This is a genomic window from Colwellia sp. E150_009 (assembly GCF_053543955.1).
This window is the reverse complement of the sequence record NZ_JBHFOM010000046.1, coordinates 17766-39527: the sequence shown is the minus strand read 5'-3', so window position 1 is coordinate 39527 and position 21762 is coordinate 17766. Positions and strand designations below refer to the sequence as shown.

The 21762-nt window shown below is 34.9% G+C and carries 15 protein-coding genes; 10 read left to right on the top strand and 5 right to left on the bottom strand.

Annotated features, from left to right (window positions below; genetic code table 11):
- Positions 1 to 300: 300 nt before the first annotated feature.
- Both ACE1OF_RS16585 and ACE1OF_RS16580 read left to right on the top strand, forming a co-directional pair.
- Positions 301 to 1743 (top strand): sensor domain-containing diguanylate cyclase, encoded by a 1443-nt coding sequence (locus ACE1OF_RS16585; RefSeq protein WP_448895778.1) that lies wholly within the window; start codon positions 301 to 303, stop codon positions 1741 to 1743.
- A gap of 65 nt (positions 1744 to 1808) precedes the next feature.
- Entirely contained in the window at positions 1809 to 2996 is a 1188-nt protein-coding gene (locus ACE1OF_RS16580; protein ID WP_448895776.1) for a YbfB/YjiJ family MFS transporter, read from the top strand.
- An 8-nt stretch (positions 2997 to 3004) separates the two neighbouring features.
- Here ACE1OF_RS16580 and dinG read toward each other — a convergent pair whose 3' ends face one another.
- Positions 3005 to 5131 (bottom strand): ATP-dependent DNA helicase DinG, encoded by a 2127-nt coding sequence (gene dinG, locus ACE1OF_RS16575; protein WP_448895774.1) that lies wholly within the window; start codon positions 5129 to 5131, stop codon positions 3005 to 3007.
- Between the two features lie 111 nt (positions 5132 to 5242).
- On the opposite strand from dinG, the gene ACE1OF_RS16570 reads away from it, so the two are divergent.
- Positions 5243 to 7720 carry a DNA polymerase II gene (locus tag ACE1OF_RS16570; protein WP_448895773.1) on the top strand — a complete coding sequence of 826 codons (2478 nt, stop codon included), beginning with the start codon at positions 5243 to 5245 and terminating at the stop codon, positions 7718 to 7720.
- A gap of 171 nt (positions 7721 to 7891) precedes the next feature.
- Entirely contained in the window at positions 7892 to 9064 is a 1173-nt protein-coding gene (locus ACE1OF_RS16565; RefSeq protein ID WP_448895772.1) for a cystathionine beta-lyase, read from the top strand.
- 114 nt (positions 9065 to 9178) lie between these two features.
- On the opposite strand, the gene ACE1OF_RS16560 is transcribed toward ACE1OF_RS16565, so the two are convergent.
- The 3 genes from ACE1OF_RS16560 to ACE1OF_RS16550 all read right to left on the bottom strand — a co-directional run bounded on the left by ACE1OF_RS16560 (position 9179) and on the right by ACE1OF_RS16550 (position 12467).
- On the bottom strand, positions 9179 to 10600 hold the full coding sequence (locus tag ACE1OF_RS16560) for an alkaline phosphatase (protein WP_448895770.1): 1422 nt from the start codon (positions 10598 to 10600) through the stop codon (positions 9179 to 9181).
- A gap of 23 nt (positions 10601 to 10623) precedes the next feature.
- On the bottom strand, positions 10624 to 11778 hold the full coding sequence (locus ACE1OF_RS16555; protein ID WP_448895769.1) for an endonuclease/exonuclease/phosphatase family protein: 1155 nt from the start codon (positions 11776 to 11778) through the stop codon (positions 10624 to 10626).
- Between the two features lie 65 nt (positions 11779 to 11843).
- Complete coding sequence (locus ACE1OF_RS16550) at positions 11844 to 12467, bottom strand: TetR family transcriptional regulator C-terminal domain-containing protein (protein ID WP_448895767.1); 624 nt, start codon at positions 12465 to 12467, stop codon at positions 11844 to 11846.
- 462 nt (positions 12468 to 12929) lie between these two features.
- Between ACE1OF_RS16550 and ACE1OF_RS16545 the strand changes: the two genes are divergently transcribed.
- The 3 genes from ACE1OF_RS16545 (at position 12930) to deoA (ending at position 18000) form a co-directional block, all read left to right on the top strand.
- On the top strand, positions 12930 to 16040 hold the full coding sequence (locus tag ACE1OF_RS16545) for a TonB-dependent receptor (protein WP_448895765.1): 3111 nt from the start codon (positions 12930 to 12932) through the stop codon (positions 16038 to 16040).
- 165 nt (positions 16041 to 16205) lie between these two features.
- Positions 16206 to 16655 (top strand): cytidine deaminase, encoded by a 450-nt coding sequence (locus tag ACE1OF_RS16540; protein WP_448895763.1) that lies wholly within the window; start codon positions 16206 to 16208, stop codon positions 16653 to 16655.
- A 43-nt stretch (positions 16656 to 16698) separates the two neighbouring features.
- Positions 16699 to 18000: a thymidine phosphorylase gene (deoA, locus tag ACE1OF_RS16535; RefSeq protein WP_448895761.1), complete on the top strand. Its 1302-nt coding sequence runs from the start codon at positions 16699 to 16701 to the stop codon at positions 17998 to 18000.
- On the opposite strand, the gene ACE1OF_RS16530 is transcribed toward deoA, so the two are convergent.
- On the bottom strand, positions 17997 to 19079 hold the full coding sequence (locus ACE1OF_RS16530; RefSeq protein ID WP_448895759.1) for a hypothetical protein: 1083 nt from the start codon (positions 19077 to 19079) through the stop codon (positions 17997 to 17999). The two genes, deoA and ACE1OF_RS16530, sit on opposite strands and share 4 nt — an antisense overlap.
- A 234-nt stretch (positions 19080 to 19313) precedes the next feature.
- Here ACE1OF_RS16530 and ACE1OF_RS16525 point away from each other — a divergent pair, with 234 nt between their 5' ends.
- The 3 genes from ACE1OF_RS16525 to ACE1OF_RS16515 all read left to right on the top strand — a co-directional run bounded on the left by ACE1OF_RS16525 (position 19314) and on the right by ACE1OF_RS16515 (position 21732).
- Entirely contained in the window at positions 19314 to 19664 is a 351-nt protein-coding gene (locus ACE1OF_RS16525) for an HIT domain-containing protein (RefSeq protein WP_448895758.1), read from the top strand.
- A 127-nt stretch (positions 19665 to 19791) separates the two neighbouring features.
- Positions 19792 to 20856 carry a sensor histidine kinase gene (locus tag ACE1OF_RS16520; protein WP_448895756.1) on the top strand — a complete coding sequence of 355 codons (1065 nt, stop codon included), beginning with the start codon at positions 19792 to 19794 and terminating at the stop codon, positions 20854 to 20856.
- Positions 20857 to 20892: 36 nt separating this feature from the next.
- The gene (locus ACE1OF_RS16515) at positions 20893 to 21732 is read left to right on the top strand and encodes a LytR/AlgR family response regulator transcription factor (RefSeq protein ID WP_448895754.1); all 840 of its coding nucleotides are present in this window, start codon (positions 20893 to 20895) and stop codon (positions 21730 to 21732) included.
- Positions 21733 to 21762 lie beyond the last annotated feature (30 nt).

Sequence of the window (21762 nt, the reverse complement as noted above, 5' to 3'; positions counted from 1 at the left end):
CCCTTTGGGAGCTCATTAGCAAACTGATAACATCGCAAAATTGAAGAAATATAGAGTAACTATGTTTAATCAATTTTCCTTGTTCTAAGCTCGCTAATGAAGCTCTGAGGTGGGAAGAAATTTAATCAAATTGGTATAAATCTCATTTACCACCTTGGTAAAATTTAAGATTCGTTTGCTATAGCATGGAAGATAAGGTTTTGAAAAAGGAAAGGGTATTTATCAATGATATTTTCCTTTGGCTAGAGTTTATTGTTAATATAGTGAAGAAAATTAAGAATATAAAAGAATCTCACCCTCATGCGCTTTGACTATCGAATTGTTTTTATTATTACTACATTGCTTTTTACTTTATCATCAAGCTTGATGATTATTAATTATGTAGACTCAGTCGAATTTACAAGAAAACAATTAAAAAACAGTTCGTTACCCTTAACTGTTGATAATATTTACACAAAAATTCAAAAACAGATTATTGAGCCTAATTTAATCGCTTCAATGATGTCTCATGATACTTTTATGAAAAATTGGCTTGTTCATGATGAAAATGACGTTGATCAAATAACCCAATATTTGCAAACTATTACCAGTAAATATCAGGTTTTTACTTCTTTTCTGGTTTCTGACAAAAGTCAAAATTATTACACGGATAATGGATTATTAGAAAAAATATCGGTTAGTAATGAAAATAATGCTTGGTATTTTAATTTTAAAGAGAAGCCTGAAGAAAATGAAATCAATATTGATTACAATTCATTCATGGGAAAATCATTAATTATGTTTATGAATCATAAAATATATGATGATAAGTCTCGCATGATTGGTGCAACAGGAGTCGGCTTAAAAACATCTTATATTAACGATATGTTAAAGTATTTTCGTGAACGTTATCATTTTAATGTTTTTTTTATGGATAATTCAGGCGATGTACTTATTTCTGAAGATGGTGGAAAGTTTAATTACCATGCAGAATTAAAAAAATTAGTACCAGAGATCAAGAATAAAGAAAAAAAAATATTTGAGTATACTGATTCAGATAAGTCATATTTGTTTACGACAAAGTATATTGACGAGTTAGATCTTTATTTAATTGTAGGCGCAAAAGTCGATCACTTTACTCAATCGGTGAAAGATGCATTTTATTTTAACATGATGATTTCTATCTTCATTACTTTACTTATTACTCTAATTGTAATTTTATATATTAAAAGCATTCATCGTAAACTTCATAAACTTGCTAGTTATGACGCTTTAACAGGCCTACCTAATAGGCGAACTTTTCATAATCAATTAGAATATTTAATTTCTCATAAGGATCGTCGCCATCAAAATATGTCACTTGTTTTTATTGATATTGATGATTTTAAAGTTATCAATGATGTGCAAGGTCATGAGGTTGGTGACAAGGCACTTGTTCTTGTTGCTGCCACATTAGAGGGGGCCTTAAGAAAAACTGATTTTATTGCCCGTTGGGGTGGTGAAGAGTTCATTGTTTTATTAATCGATACGTCGTTTGAGAGTGCAAAACTGATAGCTGAGCAGCTAAGAGTAAAAATAGAAACGAATAATTCTTTGGCTCAGCAAGTAAAGAAAAAAATAACCATTAGCTTAGGTGTTACTCAAGCAGACGATGATGATGATGCGGATTCTTTATTTAAACGTGCTGACGAGGCTTTATATGAAGCAAAAAATACAGGCAAAAACCAAGTGATAGCCATTGAAAAATCATCTACCAATAGTTAATTCTTATTTTTGTTAGGTGCTTCTCTATCTATTGTAATATGAAGTTAAATAATTCTTGGAGAGGTATGTTTCAATTTAACCGTGATAGTAATAATGCCATTTTATTAGCGGGTATTTTCGCTTTAGTTGTTGGTGTGGGTGTTGCTCGTTTTGTATTTACCTCGCTTTTGCCCGCTATGCTTGAAGATACAATTACTATCGCTTACGCAGGCATACTTGCTTCAATTAATTATTTGGGTTATTTAGCAGGGTCTATTTTTTCAATTTTTATTAAAGATATACATTCTAAAGTTAAATACTTTAGATTTGGTCTATTGGTATGTGTTGTTTCTTCTTTTGTTTTAGGTATTACTGAAAATAGTTCCATTTGGATGATTGCTAGGTTGGTTGCTGGATTTGGTGCTGCAATGGCACTTGTAGTTGGATCTTCAGTGGTGATGCTCAAATTAAAGTCGACAAATAAAACTAAGGCAATGGGAATACATTTTAGTGGTTTAGGTTTTTCAATAGTCGTTACGGATATTGTAATGCGAGCTGTTTTTTATTATGGCGGTGACTGGCGAGATGCATGGCTTATATTAGCTTTAGTTGGGGCTTTTTTATCTTGTTATTCCGCCTATATTTTACGGTTTGATAAACAACCAAAAAACGAAATAGTGAAACATAAATTTGATAAATCATTATTTTCTCCCATGGTTATTATTTTGATTTTTGCTTATTTTACTGAAGGTGTAGGCATGGTTGTACAGGCTACATTTCTACCTGATATAGTCAATTCGTTAAAAGGGTTAGACGGTTATGGTGGCTACGTATGGTTGGTGGTTGGTCTTGCGGGTATTCCATCTTGTGTCATTTGGATGCGTTTAGCGCACCGCTTTGGCAGTATAAATATTATGATTGTTGCCATGTTATTGCAAGTTGTTGGTATTTTAATTCCTACATTGTCTAGCAGTATTATAATGAACATTATTAGTGGGTTGTTGTATGGCGCAACATTTATAGGGTTAGTTGCTTTGTTTATGAATTTTGGTGGACAACTTTCACACAAAAATCCTGTATTTATTATGGGAGCAATAACCTCGGCTTATGGTGTAGGTCAAATTATTGCACCATTGTATTGTGTGGCTTTAATAGAACAATTTAGTAACTACCATTATGCCTTGTATTTAACAGCGTTTATTGTTTTGTGCGGCATTCTATTGTTAATTTACGCATTGCGTAACGTAAAAGAAGCAAAACAATGTATGCAATAGAGTATTAGTTATCTTTCAATAATTCGTTCAAAAGGTGGTAAAGAGTCAAGCAGTTGTTTGCCATAACGTTTGGTCACTACGCGTTTGTCCATTAAAGTTATTACCCCTTCATCCTTTTCATTGCGTAATAATCGTCCACAAGCTTGCACAAGTTTTTTAGAGGTGTCGGGCACTGATAGACTCATAAAAGGGTTACCTCCTTTTGTGGTAATATATTCTGCTTGGGCTTGTTCAACGGGAGATGTTGGCACTGAAAAGGGTAGTTTAGTAATGATTAAGTTATTTAAATAGTTACCTGGTAAATCTAACCCTTCAGAAAAACTTTGGGTGCCAAAAATAATACTAGCTTTGTTATCATCACATTGTTGTTTATGATGTTCAATAATATGTTGGCGAGAGTGTTCTCCCTGAACAGCAATATCAAGTTTGTATTTGTCTCTAAGTGCTTGTGCGACTTTTTCCATTTGCCAATAAGACGAAAATAATACTAAGGTTGCACTACCGTGATCTATATATTTAGGTAATTTTTCAATAAGCTCATCGGTAAACTTCAAGGCACTAGGTTCGTTAATCATATTGGCAACCACAAGCTGCGCGTTGTTTTGATAATCGAACGGTGAAGTAACTTGTTGATATTGGCTTCCGTCATTATTTTTTAAGCCAGCTTGAAAACGAAAATGATCAAACGAATTTAAAGCAAGTAAGGTTGCAGAGCATAATACAGCACCTTCACATTGGCTCCATAATTTATCTTCTAAGGTAAAACCTACTTCTATTGGTGAGGCGCATAGTAAATAGTCTTGGCGGGCATTAGCTTTTATTGGGGAGTGTTTTTGAATCCATCTTGCCATAGGTGCCGCTTTGTCACTGTCGGTTTTGGCGTACATATGCCAAAGCGCTTGTAAATTTTCCAGTCGTTGCAACATAAAACCTGCTTCGCTCAATACAGGTTCGGCAAGATACATTTTACAATCGCCATCTTTAACCGCTTCAATTAAGGCATTGTAGAGTTTATTTAAATGGCTCAATGATTTTTTACTGAGCTCATTACAATCTTCCGCCCAATTCTTTAATGTTTTAGGAATAATACCATTGTCAAATCGGTAAACTTGCTCATCTTTTTGATTGAAATTGCTATTATTCTCAGTGCCGTTTTCTGCAAAATATATTGAGGCGTTATTGTCAACAAAGGTGAGGACTTTTTGCATTTCTATGAGTAAATCTTGACAATCATCACTGAGTTTAAGTGCTGGCGAAATGGCGCGTTGTGATTTGATTAGCTTAGCCATTTTATCGCCAGTTTCCCTTAGTTTTGTTAACCATTCAATTGCGCCACGTAAGGTGATATTAGCACTTGAGTGATCACGGGTTACTTTAGGTAAATGATGGGCTTCATCAATAATATAAAAAGTTTCATCGGGCGCTGACAATATTCTTCCACCGCCTAATTCAAGATCAGCCAATAATAAACTATGATTTACCACTAATACGTGTGCTTGCTCCATGGTTTCACGTGCTTTATGAAACGGGCAATGTTGGTGTTCAGATAAGGTTTTCAAACAGCTGTGTTTATCACTTTGTACTTGGGACCAAATATGATGTGCAATAGGGGTTTTCCATGAATCAATATCGCCATGCCATGAGCCGTCGGTTAATGCCTTATGCATAGCATTTAAGGTACGAATATCACTGGCTTTGGGTTTTTCAGCAAAGGTAAAGCCTGCTTGGGGCGAGTCAGTGGCAACAGCTTGCGTGAGTTTTTGACGGCAAACATAACGTTGACGGCCTTTAACTAAAGCAAAATCAAATTTTAGCCCCGCGTGTTTTTTCAAAAAAGGTAAGTCTTTATCTACTAATTGTTCTTGTAATGCGACGGTGGCAGTGGAAATACATACTTTTTTGTTACGTGTTAGTGCCAGTGGAATTGCACCTAAGCTATAAGCAAGTGATTTACCCGTACCAGTGCCAGCTTCTATTGTTATAATTTTTCGGTCTTTATTGTATTCACCGGCTAAAGTTTTTGCTATTTCAGCAATAAGAAAGGTTTGCTGTTGTCTGGGATTAAAATGGCTTAAATTTTCACCAATAGCTTTATAAGATTGACGAATTAGTTGTTTTAACTTGTCTGTTAGCATTTAGCGCGGTTTCCATAAAACAGATAAATAAGATATAGTGCTGTATATAATAACAGCTTTTTGTTATTTCTTCTTAATATTTTTATATTGTTTCATAAAAGGTCAATTAAATTGTCGCAACATATTCAAAGTGGTTTTTTATTAAGTCGTCACGTACAAGACAAAGGTAATGCTTTGCAGATCACGTTATGGTTAAAAACACATACTGGTGCGCAAAAGTTGGTGATTGATAATGAACTAGCCGTTTTTTTTATAGAAGAAACACACATTAATTATGCTATTGATCTTTTAAAACAACATGATATTAAGTTGATTAAGCAACAAAATTTGGCTTTACAAACGTTTACGCAAACCCCTGTGCATGGCTTTTACTTTGCTAATTTAGCACAATTTTATCGGGCTAGAGAATGTTTGAAAGCAAAACAAATTAAATGTTATGAAGATGATATACGTCCTGATGATCGGTATTTAATGGAGCGGTTTATTACCGCAGATATAGATTTTATTTGTACTCCTCAAGTGAAGTGCAAAAAATCAAAAGACATGTTATCAATTCATTTGACCATGTTATCGCTAGATATTGAGTGTTCAATGGCAGGAGAGCTATATTCTATTGGACTTTATGCAAATAATACGTATAGAGAAAACTACCTTGAAACAGCTTCTAATAAAAATATTGCCAGTGAATTAACTTGCGTATTAATGATAGGTAAACCTGAACCAGATGCTGCGCCTTATATCGTTTGGGTTGAAAATGAAAAACAGTTGTTAATTGAACTGATAAACCAAATTACTATTATTGATGCGGATATATTGATTGGTTGGAATGTTATTAACTTTGATTTTAATTTATTACAGAAACGTTGTGATCTGCACAAGGTTAAATTTGCTATAGGACGCGATGCTACCGCGCCACGTTGGCGTACTAATAGCAATAATACGGATCAACAGTTTATTGAAATAGCTGGGCGTGTTGTGCTCGACGGAATAGATTTACTGAGAACGGCTACGTATAGTTTTCCAAGTTTTTCGCTTGATAATGTAGCGAATACATTATTGGGAATAGGAAAGAAGGTTGATGATGTTGATAATAGAGTGGATGAAATCACGGATAATTTTTTGCATAACAAGCAGGCTTTAGCGGCTTATAACCTTGAAGATTGTCGTTTGGTGTGGCTCATTTTTGAAAAAACACAACTGTTAGAGTTTGCCCAGCTTCGCGCTCAATTAACTGGGCTTGCAATCGACAGAATCGGTGGGTCGGTAGCGGCGTTTACCAACCTTTATTTACCTAAGTTGCATCGTAGTGGTTACGTTGCGCCAAATATGGGGGACGGTGTTTCAGATCTAATTTCGCCAGGTGGCTATGTAATGGACTCTATTCCAGGCTTATATGACAATGTTTTAGTGCTTGATTTTAAATCACTTTATCCTAGTATTATTCGCACGTTTAAAATAGATCCTATGGGGTTAATTGAAGGACTTATTGAAAATAAGCAAGTTAATAAACAAGTAATAAAGGGGTTTGATGGAGCATACTTTTCACGCACTAAACATTTTTTACCTGATATTATCACTTCGCTTTGGTCCGAACGTGATAAAGCTAAGTTGCAAAAAAATGCTGCTTTGTCACAAGCCATAAAAATTATTATGAATAGTTTTTATGGCGTTTTAGGATCAACTGGCTGTCGGTTTTTTGATCCCCGTTTATCAGGGTCTATTACAAAACGCAGCCATGAAATATTAAAGGCCACAAGCAAATGGATTGAAGAAAAAGGCTTTCGTGTGATCTATGGTGATACAGATTCTATTTTTGTGCATGTAGGTAAAAATAAAACCGCTTTTGAGTGCAAAGCACTAGGTGTTGAATTACAGGATTTTATTAATGAGAAATGGCAACAAATCTTAGCAAATGAGTTTGATTTATCTTGTGATTTGGAAATTGAGTTTGAAACACATTTTACTAAATTTTTAATGCCAACGATCCGTGGCCGAGATGTTGGAACAAAGAAACGTTACGCTGGTTTAATTACACTAGATGAGAATGTTTTAGATGGCGAGGTTTTAGAAAACAAACAAGTTAGCACACAACACAATAGGGCAAAAAGGCAAACACAAAAGCTTATTTTTAAAGGGTTGGAAAGTGTTAGAACAGATTGGACAAAGCTTGCTAAAGAGTTCCAACAAACCTTATATTTAAAAATTTTTAATCAAGAGCCAGTCAATGATTATATTAAAAATACAGTTGATAAAACGATAAAAGGTGAATTTGACGACAAACTTGTTTATCGCAAGCGAATTAGAAGAAAGTTGAGCGACTATATTAAAAATGTTCCACCACATGTGAAAGCTGCCCGCCTAGCCGATGACATGAACAGAAAGCTTGGTAAACCATTACGTTATCAAAAGCGCGGTTGGATTGAATATTACATTACTGTCAATGGGCCACAAGCGGTAGAATATTTGTCATCTCCCTTAGATTACCAGTTTTATATCGACAGACAATTATGTGCGGTTGCCGATGGCATTTTGCCATTTATAGGAAGTAGTTTTGGGCAAATAACTGATGCCCAGTTAGGTTTGTTCTAGTCACTTTCGTAATACAGGAACTATATAGATGTATTTCTTCTAAATTTAAATGAGATAACAGGTGAAAAGTACGTTAATTCAAGGTATAAATACAAGTAAGTTTTAGATGGCTAGATAGCTGTTTATACCAATGCACATTTTTAAATTTTTAAACATAGGTGTTTAAGATACATGAAACAAAATACTAAAATTGTAACAGCAGGCCGCAAAGCTAAATGGACAAATGGCGTTGTAAATCCCAGTGTTACTCGTGCTTCAACTGTGGTATTTAATACAGTAGATGAAATGAATAGTGCTTTAAAAAATAAGCATAACCAAACGATGGTTTATGGTCGACGGGGTACAACAACTGCTTTTGCTTTTAGCGATGCCATGACAGAACTTGAAGGTGGCGCAGGGTGTGCACTTTATCCATCAGGAACTGCAGCTATTACTAACGCAATATTGTCTTTTGTTGCAAGTGGTGATCATATTTTAATGGTAGATAGTGTTTATGAACCGACTCGTGACTATTGCGATAAAATACTAACTAAAATGGGAGTGGAAACTACCTATTATGATCCGTTGCTTGGTGCAGATATTGAAGCCTTAATTCAACCCAATACTCGTATTGTCTTTTTAGAATCTCCAGGTTCTATTACGATGGAAATACAAGACGTTCCTACCATCGCGAAAATAGCCCATCAACATGATTGTATTGTAATGCTTGATAACACGTGGGGCGCAGGCATTAACTTTAAACCTTTTGAGTATGGTGTTGACATCAGTATACAAGCTGCAACTAAGTACATTGTTGGGCATTCTGATGTAATGCTAGGCACAGCAACAGCAACAGACAAATATTGGCCACAGTTACGCGATAACAGCTATTTAATGGGGCAATGTACATCACCTGATGATCTCTACCTTGCATTACGTGGTATTCGTACTATTGGTGTGCGTTTGAGGCAGCATCAAGAAAGTGCGTTAAAAGTTGCGAATTGGTTAAAAGACAGACCAGAAGTGGATACTATTTTACATCCTGCTTTTGAATCTTGTCCAGGGCATGAATTTTTCAAACGTGATTTTACAGGGTCAAATGGTTTATTTTCTTTCACGTTAAATTGTGGCAATAAAGCGGCGCTTACTGCATTTTTAGATGGTTTATCACATTTTAAAATGGGCTATTCATGGGGGGGCTTTGAATCACTTATTTTAGGAATAACGAGTGTTGATTCGATTCGTAGTGCAACACAATGGACTGCAGAGTTTCCGCTGATTCGTTTGCATATTGGTTTAGAAGATGTAGATGATTTGATTGAGGATTTAGAACAAGCTTTTGTTCGTTTTCATGAGAAATTATAGTTCAAGCACTCGAAATAGTCAGTTGTGTTAACTTGAAAAAAATATTGGCGCTTGTTGCAATGGCAATAAGCGCCAATTAGAGACTATCAGCTAAACTTATTTACATAGCGTATTTTATTTACCAAGTAACATAAATATTTTTTTTGCGATATCTGTATTATCTTGTAAACCGTTAAATAACTCACTTTGTTCACCAAAAGCAAACACTGGAACATCAATTGCCGTATGTCCGCCTGAAGTCCAGCCGCTATTAGTGCGTTTGTCCATAATACTTTTTATAGTTTTGATTAACGCCAACTCACTAGCTGATGTTTTTTTGCTTTGATACATGTTTTTAGTTTTATCTACTTTGGCGTTGTGCTTACTGTCTTTAAGTAAGTTTAATTCGTCTTGAGATAATTCAAAATTGAATAATGATGTTGTGTTTTCTGCTTTGATTTCATTATTTGTTAATTGTTTGGCAATATAATTAACTGAGTGTTTCATTGTACGTAAATTAGCAGCATTCCATTCGTATTTTCCGTTTGCAGCAATGGTAAAACCACCCGTACTATGATCGGCAGTAATGATAACAAGCGTATCAGGATTATGCTTAACAAAATGCTCTAAATACTCAATTGTTTTGGCTAAATCATCCATTTCGGCCATTGCGTCACTAATATCATTACCATGGCCTGCCCAATCAATTTGGCTGCCCTCTATGAGCATAAAAAAACCATTATCAGCTTTATTATCAGAATGTTGTAAGTCTATTAGATGATGAAGACCCGCTTTAGTCATAGCAGATAAACGATGTTTATTTGAATCATCTAACGCCCAAGGTAAGCCTGTATCAGCAAAAAGCCCCAACACTGGTTTGTTCTTTGGAAAATTTGCTAAACCATCATAATTATCAATATAGTGGAAACCTGCTTGTTTAAACTCATTGACTAAGTTTCTGTCTTCACGAATAAAGTATTTCCAACCGCCACCAAGGTATAGATCGGCTTTGATGCCCTCATCAATATAACTATCGGCAATTTCATTATAGTTTTTACGGTATTCATTATGTGCGAGATACGAAGCTGGAGTAGCATGGTTGATTTGAGAGGTTACGACAACACCCGTTTTTTTCCCTTGTAATTTTGCCCACTCCAATACGGTTTGAACGTTTTTTTTATTTACATCAACACTAATAGCACCATTGTAACTTTTTACACCTGTAGCTAACGCCGTAGCCGCTGCTGCCGAATCAGTAACCACCCCTGATATAGGCGCAGGATAAGTACTAGACATACCTTTTAAGTAACGGTCGAAAACAGTTTCCTCTATTTCTGGTGTAACGGGGTTGTCATTGAAGTAACGATAGGCCGATGTATAAGCTGGCCCCATACCATCACCCACAACCATAATAATATTCTTTGGTGTGGAGCTTGTTACTGTATTTGCACTTTGTGCAGTATTACTTTCTGTTTTTACTGTTTTATTCATGTGAGCATTGTTTGCGCAAGATACGCAAAGCAAAGATATTGTTAACGCTGATAAAACAAATTTCATTTTCTATTGTTCCTTTTCTAAAATTATAGGGTTAATTCAAGATCAACCCACACTAATCTGTGATCTGACGAAGCGGCTCTGTCTTTGATTAAACGATAGGTTTCATCTTTTTTTTGTGGCCAAAATACACCAGAATTTTTTATCGTAAAGTCGAGTGCAGAAGGTAGTACATAATCTGCTCGCATCCCCCAGTATGCCGTATGGTATTTGGCATTATTATTATCGGTTCTATACAATTCCCCGCCAATACTTGTGGGCATTGGGTCTTGTAGCTTATTGTTTGTTAATAGTGACTTTATACCTGAATTTATTGCATCACCTTCTACGCTTGACGCATTTTGATCGCCTAAAATAACAAATGGTTTGTTTGGTGATAATCCACCTTTTTTGCCACCGTCGTCATAAATGTAATTGGCTTGCGTATTATCAATATAATCTCTCCAAAAACGAATTTCGTCATGGTTTCGATTACCATTTCTATTTTCTGGACCGTCAAAAACAGGTGGTGTAGGGTGGCTAGCTAAAATATGGATTTCTTTTCCATTAATATTGATAGGAATATCCCAATGAGATTTTGATGATAATCGCAATTCGTTCCAAATACTATCACTATACCAAGGTTGATTTGTTTCAGGGCTTATCGGTTTTAAGGCGTTAGGCATATCACGCCACTTAAAGAACTGAAAGGTTTTAATAGTATTATAATCAATAGGGTATTTAGATAATAACACCATACCAAAGTGTCCTTCAAAATAACCAAAACCATGGGTAATGCTTTTGTCATTATTCATGTTGTTGACTTTGACACCTGTATTAACAGGTCCTTGATAAAAATAAGGATAATTTATGGCTGTTTGATCATTTTGTGCTTTTGCTAAATAATTTTTAATAAAATAACGTATGTTTTCGTGTTGGTTATTTACTCTATCAAATTCATTAAGCAAAATAATATCAGGGTTTACACGTTGTATTATTTCAGCAATATTTTTAATTTGTTGGTTATTTTGTTTTAATGCTTGTGTAAGTTCATTGCCTGATACGTTAGGCGAGCTGTTTGGTGAACGTTTTATATAATTTAAAGCTTCCATGCTCACATTGAAGGTTGCAACACGAAGCTTAGTTGTTGCTGTTTGAGTTACTGATTGTGTAGATAATTGTGTAGCTATCGTTTTAGTCATAAAGGTTACACCTACAACAACAGCACAAAAGACTGTTACTTTTAATGGTTTGATAAAATAGGCCATTATTTTAATTTACAACCTCGTAAAATAATATCAGTTAAAAAGTTAGTGACATGTTCTATATCTTCATTCTCATAGTCGGCACGATTCATAATAGTTAATATTTGATTATCAAAATCAGCATAATGTTGTGTTGATGACCATATAAGAAAGATTAAGTTGACAGGATCAACAGCGTGCATTTCACCATTATCTATCCAACGTTGAAACACTTTTGATTTTTCTCTAACCCACTGACGAAGATAAGTGCGAGCAAAGTCTTTTAAATGTTGTGCACCTTGAATAATTTCCATGGCATAAATTTTAGAGGCTTTAGGATTATTAAAAGACATGGTTACTTTAGCGCGAATGAATTTCTCAATGGCGAGTTTAGGGCCATCTTCAGGTAAAATATCACCAATACCTTCGTCCCACATATTCAGCGTTTTTTCTAGTACAGCATGGTAAATATTTTCTTTATTTTTAAAGTAATACAAAACATTAGCTTTAGGTAATCCCGCATTATCTGCTATTGATTGCACTGTTGCGCCTTTGTAACCTTGCAGGATAAATTCGTCTTGAGCGGCAGTCAGTATTTTATCGATGCTGAGTGTTCTGACTTTTTGTGTTTTATTATTTTTTTTCATTTTAATTTATTTCATTTCTTACTAATAAAGGCTCATTTATACAAAGAACCCGCTAAACTTGATCTGCGGATTCTTATTATTTAGTCGTTAATTTACAGTAATTGTTTATTATGACAATAGTAGTGTTGGCGTTATAACGATTTGTTTTTTAGTGACCGAACTAGGTATAACATTACTACGCTTGTCCTAATGGTCTATTTATTTTTTGTATTCTTGGTCAGCAATACTATAGTTGTTGTTTGTAAAAAGCAAAAACTTGACCTTTTGGTGTGTTTTTTATTATTGCGCTGTTTTTTTTTGCAAAATTAAGTTAATTTATGTGTGTATGTAATAAAAGTGTAAAGAACTTTGCTTAAATTAGGTTGATTGAAATTTAACAGAAAACACGCTTTGGTAGATTACTATCAAAAATCTATTAAAAGAAAATAAAAATTTATACATAAAACACATAGGAATATTAAGATGAAAACCCATTCTCTATCACGCATAGCAGGCGCGCTAGTTGTTGCGTTAGGTCTATCAACATCGGTTATATCAACAGATGTTTTAGCAAATACCACAACATCGGCAATAAAAGGACAAATTGCAGGACCACAAGGTAATCCAGCTCCTGGCACAAAAATTACCATCACGCATGTCCCTTCAGGAACAACTAAAACTGCTACAGTGAATAATGCTGGTATTTTTGTTGCTCAAGGTTTACGTGTTGGTGGTCCATACACGGTTGTTATTGATTCAGATAAATTTGAAGATGCAACAGTTAGTGATATCTTCTTGACACTGGGTGAAACTTACCCAATGAGTGTTGATTTAAATGTTCAGCAAAACCTTGAAACGATTGTTGTTACAGGTCGTCCTCTGAGTATGCATGCTGGTGGTAGTGGTCCATCGACACATTTCAGTGCTAATGATTTGAAAAATGCGCCTTCAATTAATCGTGATTTAAAAGATATTGTTCGTATTGACCCGCGTATTTATATAGATGAAAGCCGAAGTGGTGCTATTCAATGTGGTGGCGGTAGCCCACGTTTTAACAGCTTAACTGTTGATGGTGTTCGTATGAATGACAGTTTTGGGTTAAATGATAATGGTTACCCAACAACTCGTATTCCTTTCTCTTATGATTCAATTGATCAAGTATCCGTTGAATTAGCTCCTTTTGATGTTAAATATGGTGGTTTTACTGCATGTAATATTAATGCCGTTACAAAATCAGGTACAAATGAGATTCACGGTAGTGTTTTCATTGATTATACCAATGACTCAATGAAGGGAGATACTATTGAAGGGGTAGATCAAGATAATGGTAGCTATTCAGAGAAACGTTATGGCTTTAATTTGGGTATGCCGTTAATTCAAGATGAATTATTTTTATTCATGTCTTATGAAAAATTAGATGGTGAAGAATTATTTAGCTATTCGCCGTTTGGTGATAACGTGAGTCAAGCAGATTTAGATCGTGTTATTCAAATTACACGTGATGTTTATAATTATGAGGCAGGTGGTACACCAGCAGGTTTACCAGTAGAAGACGAAAAGATCTTAGTGAAACTGGATTGGAATATTAGTGAAGATCATCGTGCAAGCTTTATATATAACTATAATGACGGTTTCAAATTAGATCAATCTGATGATTGGGGAATGACGTTAGACAGCCATTTTTATGAATCAGGTGCAGAAATGAATTCATATGCAGCAGCGTTGAATTCAGATTGGACAGATAACTTTTCTACAGAAGTTCGAGTTGGTCATACTAAGTTAGAAAATAGACAACAATCATTAGATGCTGCAAGTGGTTTTGGTGAAGTACAAATTAAACATGGTGGTACTACAATTTTCTTAGGTCCTGATGATTCACGTCAGTCAAATGAGATGAATTGGGATAGCACTACTTTTAAGTTATCTGGTAATTATTATTTAGATGATCATACCATTACAGCAGGTTATGAGTATGAAACCTTAACGGCTTTTAATTTGTTTATGCAGCATACGCAAGGTGAGTTCCGTTTTGATTCTATTGATGATTATGAAGCAGGATTAGCAGCGCGTGTTTATTATAATAACTCTGCAGGAACAAATGTTCCTAGTGATGCTAGCCAAGAATTTACTTATGGAATGCATTCATTTTATATTCAGGATGAATATACCTTTACCGATATAGATGCCACATTAATGTTTGGTTTCCGTTACGATACTTATACCAGTGATGATAAGCCTCGATATAACGCTAAATTTGAAGAACGATATGGCTATGCTAATAATGCTAATTTTGACGGTATAGATTTGTTCCAACCACGTGTAGGTTTTAATTGGAATGTAAATGACAGCCTAGAAGTTCGTGCCGGATTTGGCTTGTACTCTGGTGGTAACCCAAATGTTTGGTTGTCTAATTCATACTCAAATGATGGTTTAGTACAAATTGGTTTACAAAATAGAGGAGTAGATTTATTTAATACTCCAATGACTAATGGTGGCACCCCAGGGTTTGAAACGCCTCAAGATATGTATGATGAAATTCAAAATACCCCACAAGAAAGTGGCGATGGCTCTGTTAATGCCTTAGATCCAAATTTTGATATGCCCTCTGAGTGGAAATATTCAGTAGGTGCAACCTACACAACAGAAAGTGAAATAGTGCTTTCAGCTGATATACTCTATAACCAAAAAGTTAATTCAGCCACAATTATTGATGCTGGTTTGAAATATTCAGACGAAACAGCTCCTGATGGCCGTCCAATGTATGAAGAAATTGCGGGACGCAATAGCGAGTATGTTTTAACAAATAGTGGTAAAGATGGCAGTTCTACAATTGTTTCACTTGCCCTAAGCAAAAGTTTCGATTTTGGCTTAGATGCATCATTTGGTTATTCTTATACTAAGTCTGAAGATGCGAACCCAATGACAAGTGCTGTGGCAGGTTCAAACTACGGTAACTTGGCCGTAATAGACGCAATTAATCCTGCTATGGCAACGTCAAACTATGAAATTCCTCACCGTTTTACTATGAATTTAAGTTATGGTACTGAATTTATTGATGGTTTAGTCACTCGCTTTAGTTTATTTGGTCAAGCAAGCGAAGGACAAGCTTACTCATACACTTTTGATGGTTCAGATGGTGCTTATGGTGATAGTAATTGGAATGGTGATCGCCAGTTGATGTATGTGCCGTTAGAAAATGATCCAAATGTTGTTTATGCAGATGACTTCGATAAAGAAGCTTTTGATGCATTTATATCAGCAGAAGGACTTGCACGTGGCAAAATTTCAGGTCGAAATGCTCAAAATGCTGATTGGCATACCACATTTGACTTTAAAATTAATCAGGAACTTCCAGGTTTAATGGATGGTCATAAAGGAAACCTGTTCTTTATAATCAAAAACGTAGGTAATTTACTCAATGATGATTGGGGTGTTATGAAGCAGGGACAGTTTGTTGGTAATCGCATGGTGAGCATGTCTATTGAAGATGGTAAATATGTTTATGAAGACTTTAATGCTGGCAATGAAGATCAAGAGTACTATAAAAACGCTTCTCTTTGGGAAATGCGTTTAGGTGTAAGTTACGATTTTTAGTAAGTAACACTTAGTTTAAAAACCGTGTTTTAAAGCACGGTTTTTTTATGTCTAAATATAATCATTTTAATAATATAAACACATAATTTACTATGAAAAACTAAATTTAATGGTAGTATAGTAATATTCTGACCATATGGTCAGTTTTTTTGGCGGTACTTAAAAGTGAATGAAATAAAAAATTATATAATTGAACCAGATATCTGGCTTGAACTGACAGAAAATGCGAAACAAGCACATACAAAGGCTTATGCACCCTATAGTCAATTTCCAGTAGGATCAGCAGCGTTAATGAGTACTAATAAAATAGTGCAGGGGTGTAACGTAGAAAATGCCTCGTATGGTTTAACAGTATGTGCAGAGCGTAATTGTATAGCGCAAGGAGTGATAGCTCATGAAGGTGAAAATACGGCTGAATTTGTGGCTTTAGTTGTTTATACCGAGCAAGAAAAATTAACCCCTCCCTGCGGTGCATGTAGGCAAGTCATTAGTGAGTTTTTCCCACAAGCAGCAAAAGTGATGGCAGTAAATCATCTTAATCAACAACAAATATGGTCTGTTGAACAATTACTCCCTGATGCATTTACGCCTTATAACTTAATCAATAAAAATTAAGTTATTATCAAATAAATTAAAAGTAAGAAAGGAATTTTAATTAATGTTATTACCTCAAGAGATTATCGCTAAAAAACGTGATAATAAAGTGCTAAATAAAGATGAAATAGAATTTTTTGTTAGTGGCTTAGTCTCTAATAATTTTAATGATGCGCAAGTTGGTGCAATGGCAATGGCAATATTTCAACAAGGATTAACAGCGCAAGAAACAGTGCAATTGACTCAAGCAATGATGCACTCTGGTGAAGTATTATCTTGGAAATCTTTAAATGGCCCTGTTATTGATAAACACTCCACGGGTGGCGTTGGTGATAAAGTGAGCTTTATGTTAGCAGCAATAATTGCTGCTTGCGGTGGTTATGTACCGATGATATCAGGTCGAGGCTTAGGTCATACTGGTGGTACGGCAGACAAATTAGAGAGTATCGCAGGTTTTAATGTACAACCGAGTTTAGATAAATTTAAAAAAATTGTTACAGATATTGGTGTGGGCATTATTGCGCAAACACCTGAGTTAGCGCCAGCAGATAGACGTTTATATGCCATTCGAGATGTGACCGCTACTGTTGCTTCAATTCCATTAATTACAGCCTCTATTTTATCAAAAAAACTTGCAGCTGGGCTTGATGTTTTGGTTATGGATATAAAAATGGGTAATGGTGCTCAGATGGAAGATTTAAACCAAGCTAAAGCATTAGCACAAAGTATCACTAAAGTTGCAAATGATGCAGGTGTTAACACGCAAGCAATTATTACTGATATGAATCAAGTATTAGGAAGTACTGCAGGCAATGCGCTAGAAATGTATGAAACGGTTAAATATTTAACGGGTAAATTGCAAGAGCCTCGTTTACATCAGGTGGTTGTGACGTTAGCTAAAGCCATGTTGCTTAATAGTAAACTAGCCAGTAATGACATAGAGGCACAAGCAAAAGTAGAACAAGTATTAGCAACAGGCAAGGCAGCTGAAATTTTTAGCAAAATGGTTAGCGCATTAGGTGGGCCAAGCGATTTACTTGAAAATCCGTGGCGTTCAATGAACAAAGCCAATTATATTATTGAAATAATATCACCTTGTAATGGCTATATAAAGGCCATGCAAACCCGTGATATTGGTTTTTCAGTGGTTGGCCTAGGAGGAGGGCGTATCAGCAATGAGCAAAAAATAGATCACAGTGTTGGTTTTGACAGAATTTTACCCCTAGGTACTCGCGTTAACCGAGGTGATATTTTAGCAAGAGTACATGCTAGCTCAGTAGATAGCGCTAATCATGCTAGTAATCAGTATATTAGCGCAATTACTTTTTCTGATAAGCCAATTAATGAGCCACAGCTCATTTATTAAGACTCATTATTGGTATTTTTAACTACATAAAATAAGCAATCATTCAAAGCAACCTGTTCATTAACCGTTGCTTTGAAGATACGACAATTTTGTCGGCAAACTAATTGATTATCACGAGCATAAAAATAGTCATCGATAACATCATTTCCATGTTTATTGAATAATTGCAGATTTTTTACGCCATTACCGTCAATCCAGCCAATCATTTCGTCTTGATGTGCACCACCAAAATTTAAATATTCAATATTACTTTTGAGTGTGACACCGCTATAGCCTTCATCATGTTCGGCATAAGAAAGGTTAACTTTTTCTTTTGTTTGTAATCGTAATGGTCGATATATCACTTCTACATTTTTTTCTTGATGTATGTAGCCAATATTTTCACAGTTTGCAATGTGATTAATACCTGCAAAAGCTGCTTCATGAGCTTGTTCATCTAAACTATACCCACATTCTATTGTGATAAAGGGGCAAGCAAAATTTTGTTCCATTAAAGAACCTAAACGTAAATCGGATAAAATTAATGTTTGGCAGAAAAAAGAAGCTAATGACAGCGTTTCTGTTGTAATAACCGAGCTAATAGAAAATGTTGGGCTAGGGCTTGCGGCATTATGAAGATCGACCACCATTTCAGGGTTCACCTCACGTATTGCATTATTAATTAATTTTGCTCTTTGAATGCAGCCTTGGTGATTCTTATCAAGGCTTGCGCTGCTCTCATTTTGAACAGATTCTAATTGTCCAAAACAGCGATTTATGTCGTGATGTCCTTGAATAAATCTTCTGGAAAATAAAGGACTTTTAGATGCCGCTTCAACTGAGCAAATAATAAAACGTAAATTTGTTTGTGGTGGTTTGTTAATATCTCGTGTCGTTAACCAGCGATGCAAGGCAATTAGGCCTGATGGTTCATTACCTTGTAGTAAGGTATTAATTACTCGACACTTATTTGTATTTATTCCAGTAACGTCTATCACTGTAGGCCCAGACATTGAAAGAAGAAATTGCTCATAGCCAGCGTGTAATTCTATTACGGTGGGATTTTGTAGATAGTTGATCTCGCTAAAATCTATTTCCATGCTAACACCTACAATAAATTATTTGATTAAAGAGTTAAATCCTCGAAAGAATTAGCATGCCACACTTTTATTAAGTGCTGTGTTGATTAAGGTCAATAAAAGAGGTTGAGCAGTACAAATATATATTGAATGAGATTGATTGTTTTTATCGGGAATTTAATTGTTTACCTAAATTTTTTTAAGTAGACTAGGATGTTAATTTTATATTTTTATCTCTTCCATTGTGAGGATTTTATGACAGACGAAACTATTTTTTCTAAAATTATTAGACAAGAAATTCCAACACCGCTTTTATATCAAGATGAATTAGTGAGTGCCTTTAGGGATATTGCCCCGCGCGTTAGTACCCATATTTTAATTGTTCCTAATAAACATATTCCCACGATTAATGATGTGACTGATGCGGATGAACTTACTATGGGTAGAATGATTTCTGTGGCGAAAAAATTAGCTAAACAAGAAGGTATTGATGAAAAAGGCTATCGTCTAATCATCAATTGTAATGAAGACGGCGGACAAGAAGTATTTCATATTCACATGCACTTATTAGGTGGTAAGCGGTTAGGTGCAATGTTATCCGTGTAATTTTTGAAGATCTAGAAAATAAAACGATAAACGGTTCTAAACTTAAGATTAAAAACAGTGCACTTACTATTTAGCTAACGCATAATTAGCGTCTAAAATACAAGTTTTGCATTTGCTAGGATTTTATGTGAACTGGAAAGAATTACTTGAAAATAGAAACCGTTTATTCTGGCTTGTTCATTCTGCCGGCTGGTTTGGTTTTGCCTTAGTGCATTATTTGGGCTCTTTACTTCATGATTTACGTGATATTTTTGTCATTATTATTTTCCTAAATGCCTATGCTGGTTGGTTGTTAACTGTTCCGTTACGCTATTTATATCGTCGTGTATGGAATTATTCACCGATTAAAATTGGCTTTATAGTTGTTTTTGCTTCTTATTTCACAGGCGTTGTTTGGCAGATAATTAAGAATGTTAATTATTGGGAAATATATAAACACGGTTATAAACCTGATTTTTTATTAATGTATACTCAATCAAGTGTTTGGTCGTTTTATATTATTTTAAGCTGGAGCGTATTATATTTTGGTACTAAATATTATCAAATGCTACAGGTTGAAAAACAAAATGTGCTAAAGGCAAATGCAGTAGCACACCAAGCACAGTTAAAAATGCTACGTTATCAGCTTAACCCTCATTTTTTATTTAACACGTTAAATGCAATTTCTACTTTAATACTGTTAAAGGACACAGATACTGCCAATGGCATGGTAACTAAATTAAGTGAATTTCTGCGTTATACGCTTGATAAAGATCCAATGAAAAAAGTCACGTTAAATAGTGAGATTCAAGCACTAGAATTATATTTAGCCATTGAAAAAGTACGTTTTGAAGAACGTTTACAAGTCAATTTTTGCATTAGTGAATATTGTGAAAAAGCACTAGTACCTAGTATGATATTACAACCCATTGCTGAAAACGCAATTAAACATGCTATAACTAAGCAGGAAAAAGGCGGTAGCATAACGATTTCAGTTAATCATTTTGCTAATGATTTAATGATTGAAGTTGCCGATAATGGGCCTGGAGCAGAAATAATTGACGATAATTTGCATAGAGAAAATGGTGTGGGCTTGGTGAATACTCGTGAACGCCTACATGCATTGTATCCAAACAAATTTGCACTTGTGGTAGCGAATAATATACCGACAGGTGTTAAAGTCAGTATTCGTATGCCATATGAATTATCTTAAGTAATTTAATTTAACGCAAACTTGTAGGAATTAGTTATGTCTTTGCGCACTATTATTGTTGATGATGAACCCCTTGCACGAAAGGGCTTAGCTATACGTCTTCAACAATTTGACGATGTTAAAATAATCAAGGAGTGCTGTAATGGCAGGGAAGCGTTAGAAACGATACAAACAGACAAAGTTGATTTGATGTTTCTAGATATTGAAATGCCTGGATTAAGCGGTTTTCAAGTGATTGATGAGATATTAACGCGAAAACTAATGATGCCCATGGTGGTTTTTGCAACAGCTTTTGATCAATATGCAATTAAAGCATTTGAAGTGCACGCACTAGATTATATTTTAAAACCCATGGATGAAGCGCGACTATCAAAAACAATTGATAAAGTACGTCAACATATCAAATCAAGCACTGATGCTGATCATAAGTTTAAACTTATTCAGTTAGTGAGTAATGTAACAGGCAATGATTATCAGCAAATTTTAACTGAACTTACCAATGATCAGCAGGTCAGTGTTTCTCATTATTCTGATATTTTGGCAATTAAAGATGCTGGTGAAGTGAGTCGAATACCCGTCAAAGACATTATTTGGATTGATGCTGCAGGTGATTATATGTGTGTACATGCAAGTAATGAGCAAAATAATAATCAGCAAAGAACGCATATCTTACGCAAAACGATGAAACAGCTTGAAATATCTCTTGATCCTAAACTCTTTATTCGAAACCACCGTTCTACCATTGTGAATAAAATTTATATTGATAAATTTTGTAGCCAAGCTAATGGTGAATATTTGTTAGTGTTGAAAAATGGTAAAGAGTTAAAAGTGAGTCGAAGTTATAAGGAAAAAGTAAAACAGGCCATTAATAGTTAGTTTTACCGAGAATTTTATTCTTGTGTTTAA

Excerpts from the sequence above, each read along its gene's own strand:
- ACE1OF_RS16585 (WP_448895778.1), top strand. The coding sequence starts at position 301 with ATGCGCTTTGACTATCGAATTGTTTTTATTATTACTACATTGCTTTTT.
- ACE1OF_RS16580 (WP_448895776.1), top strand. The coding sequence starts at position 1,809 with ATGTTTCAATTTAACCGTGATAGTAATAATGCCATTTTATTAGCGGGT.
- dinG (WP_448895774.1), bottom strand. The coding sequence starts at position 5,131 with ATGCTAACAGACAAGTTAAAACAACTAATTCGTCAATCTTATAAAGCT.
- ACE1OF_RS16565 (WP_448895772.1), top strand. The coding sequence starts at position 7,892 with ATGAAACAAAATACTAAAATTGTAACAGCAGGCCGCAAAGCTAAATGG.
- ACE1OF_RS16560 (WP_448895770.1), bottom strand. The coding sequence starts at position 10,600 with ATGAAATTTGTTTTATCAGCGTTAACAATATCTTTGCTTTGCGTATCT.
- ACE1OF_RS16555 (WP_448895769.1), bottom strand. The coding sequence starts at position 11,778 with ATGACTAAAACGATAGCTACACAATTATCTACACAATCAGTAACTCAA.
- ACE1OF_RS16550 (WP_448895767.1), bottom strand. The coding sequence starts at position 12,467 with ATGAAAAAAAATAATAAAACACAAAAAGTCAGAACACTCAGCATCGAT.
- ACE1OF_RS16545 (WP_448895765.1), top strand. The coding sequence starts at position 12,930 with ATGAAAACCCATTCTCTATCACGCATAGCAGGCGCGCTAGTTGTTGCG.
- deoA (WP_448895761.1), top strand. The coding sequence starts at position 16,699 with ATGTTATTACCTCAAGAGATTATCGCTAAAAAACGTGATAATAAAGTG.
- ACE1OF_RS16530 (WP_448895759.1), bottom strand. The coding sequence starts at position 19,079 with ATGGAAATAGATTTTAGCGAGATCAACTATCTACAAAATCCCACCGTA.
- ACE1OF_RS16525 (WP_448895758.1), top strand. The coding sequence starts at position 19,314 with ATGACAGACGAAACTATTTTTTCTAAAATTATTAGACAAGAAATTCCA.
- ACE1OF_RS16515 (WP_448895754.1), top strand. The coding sequence starts at position 20,893 with ATGTCTTTGCGCACTATTATTGTTGATGATGAACCCCTTGCACGAAAG.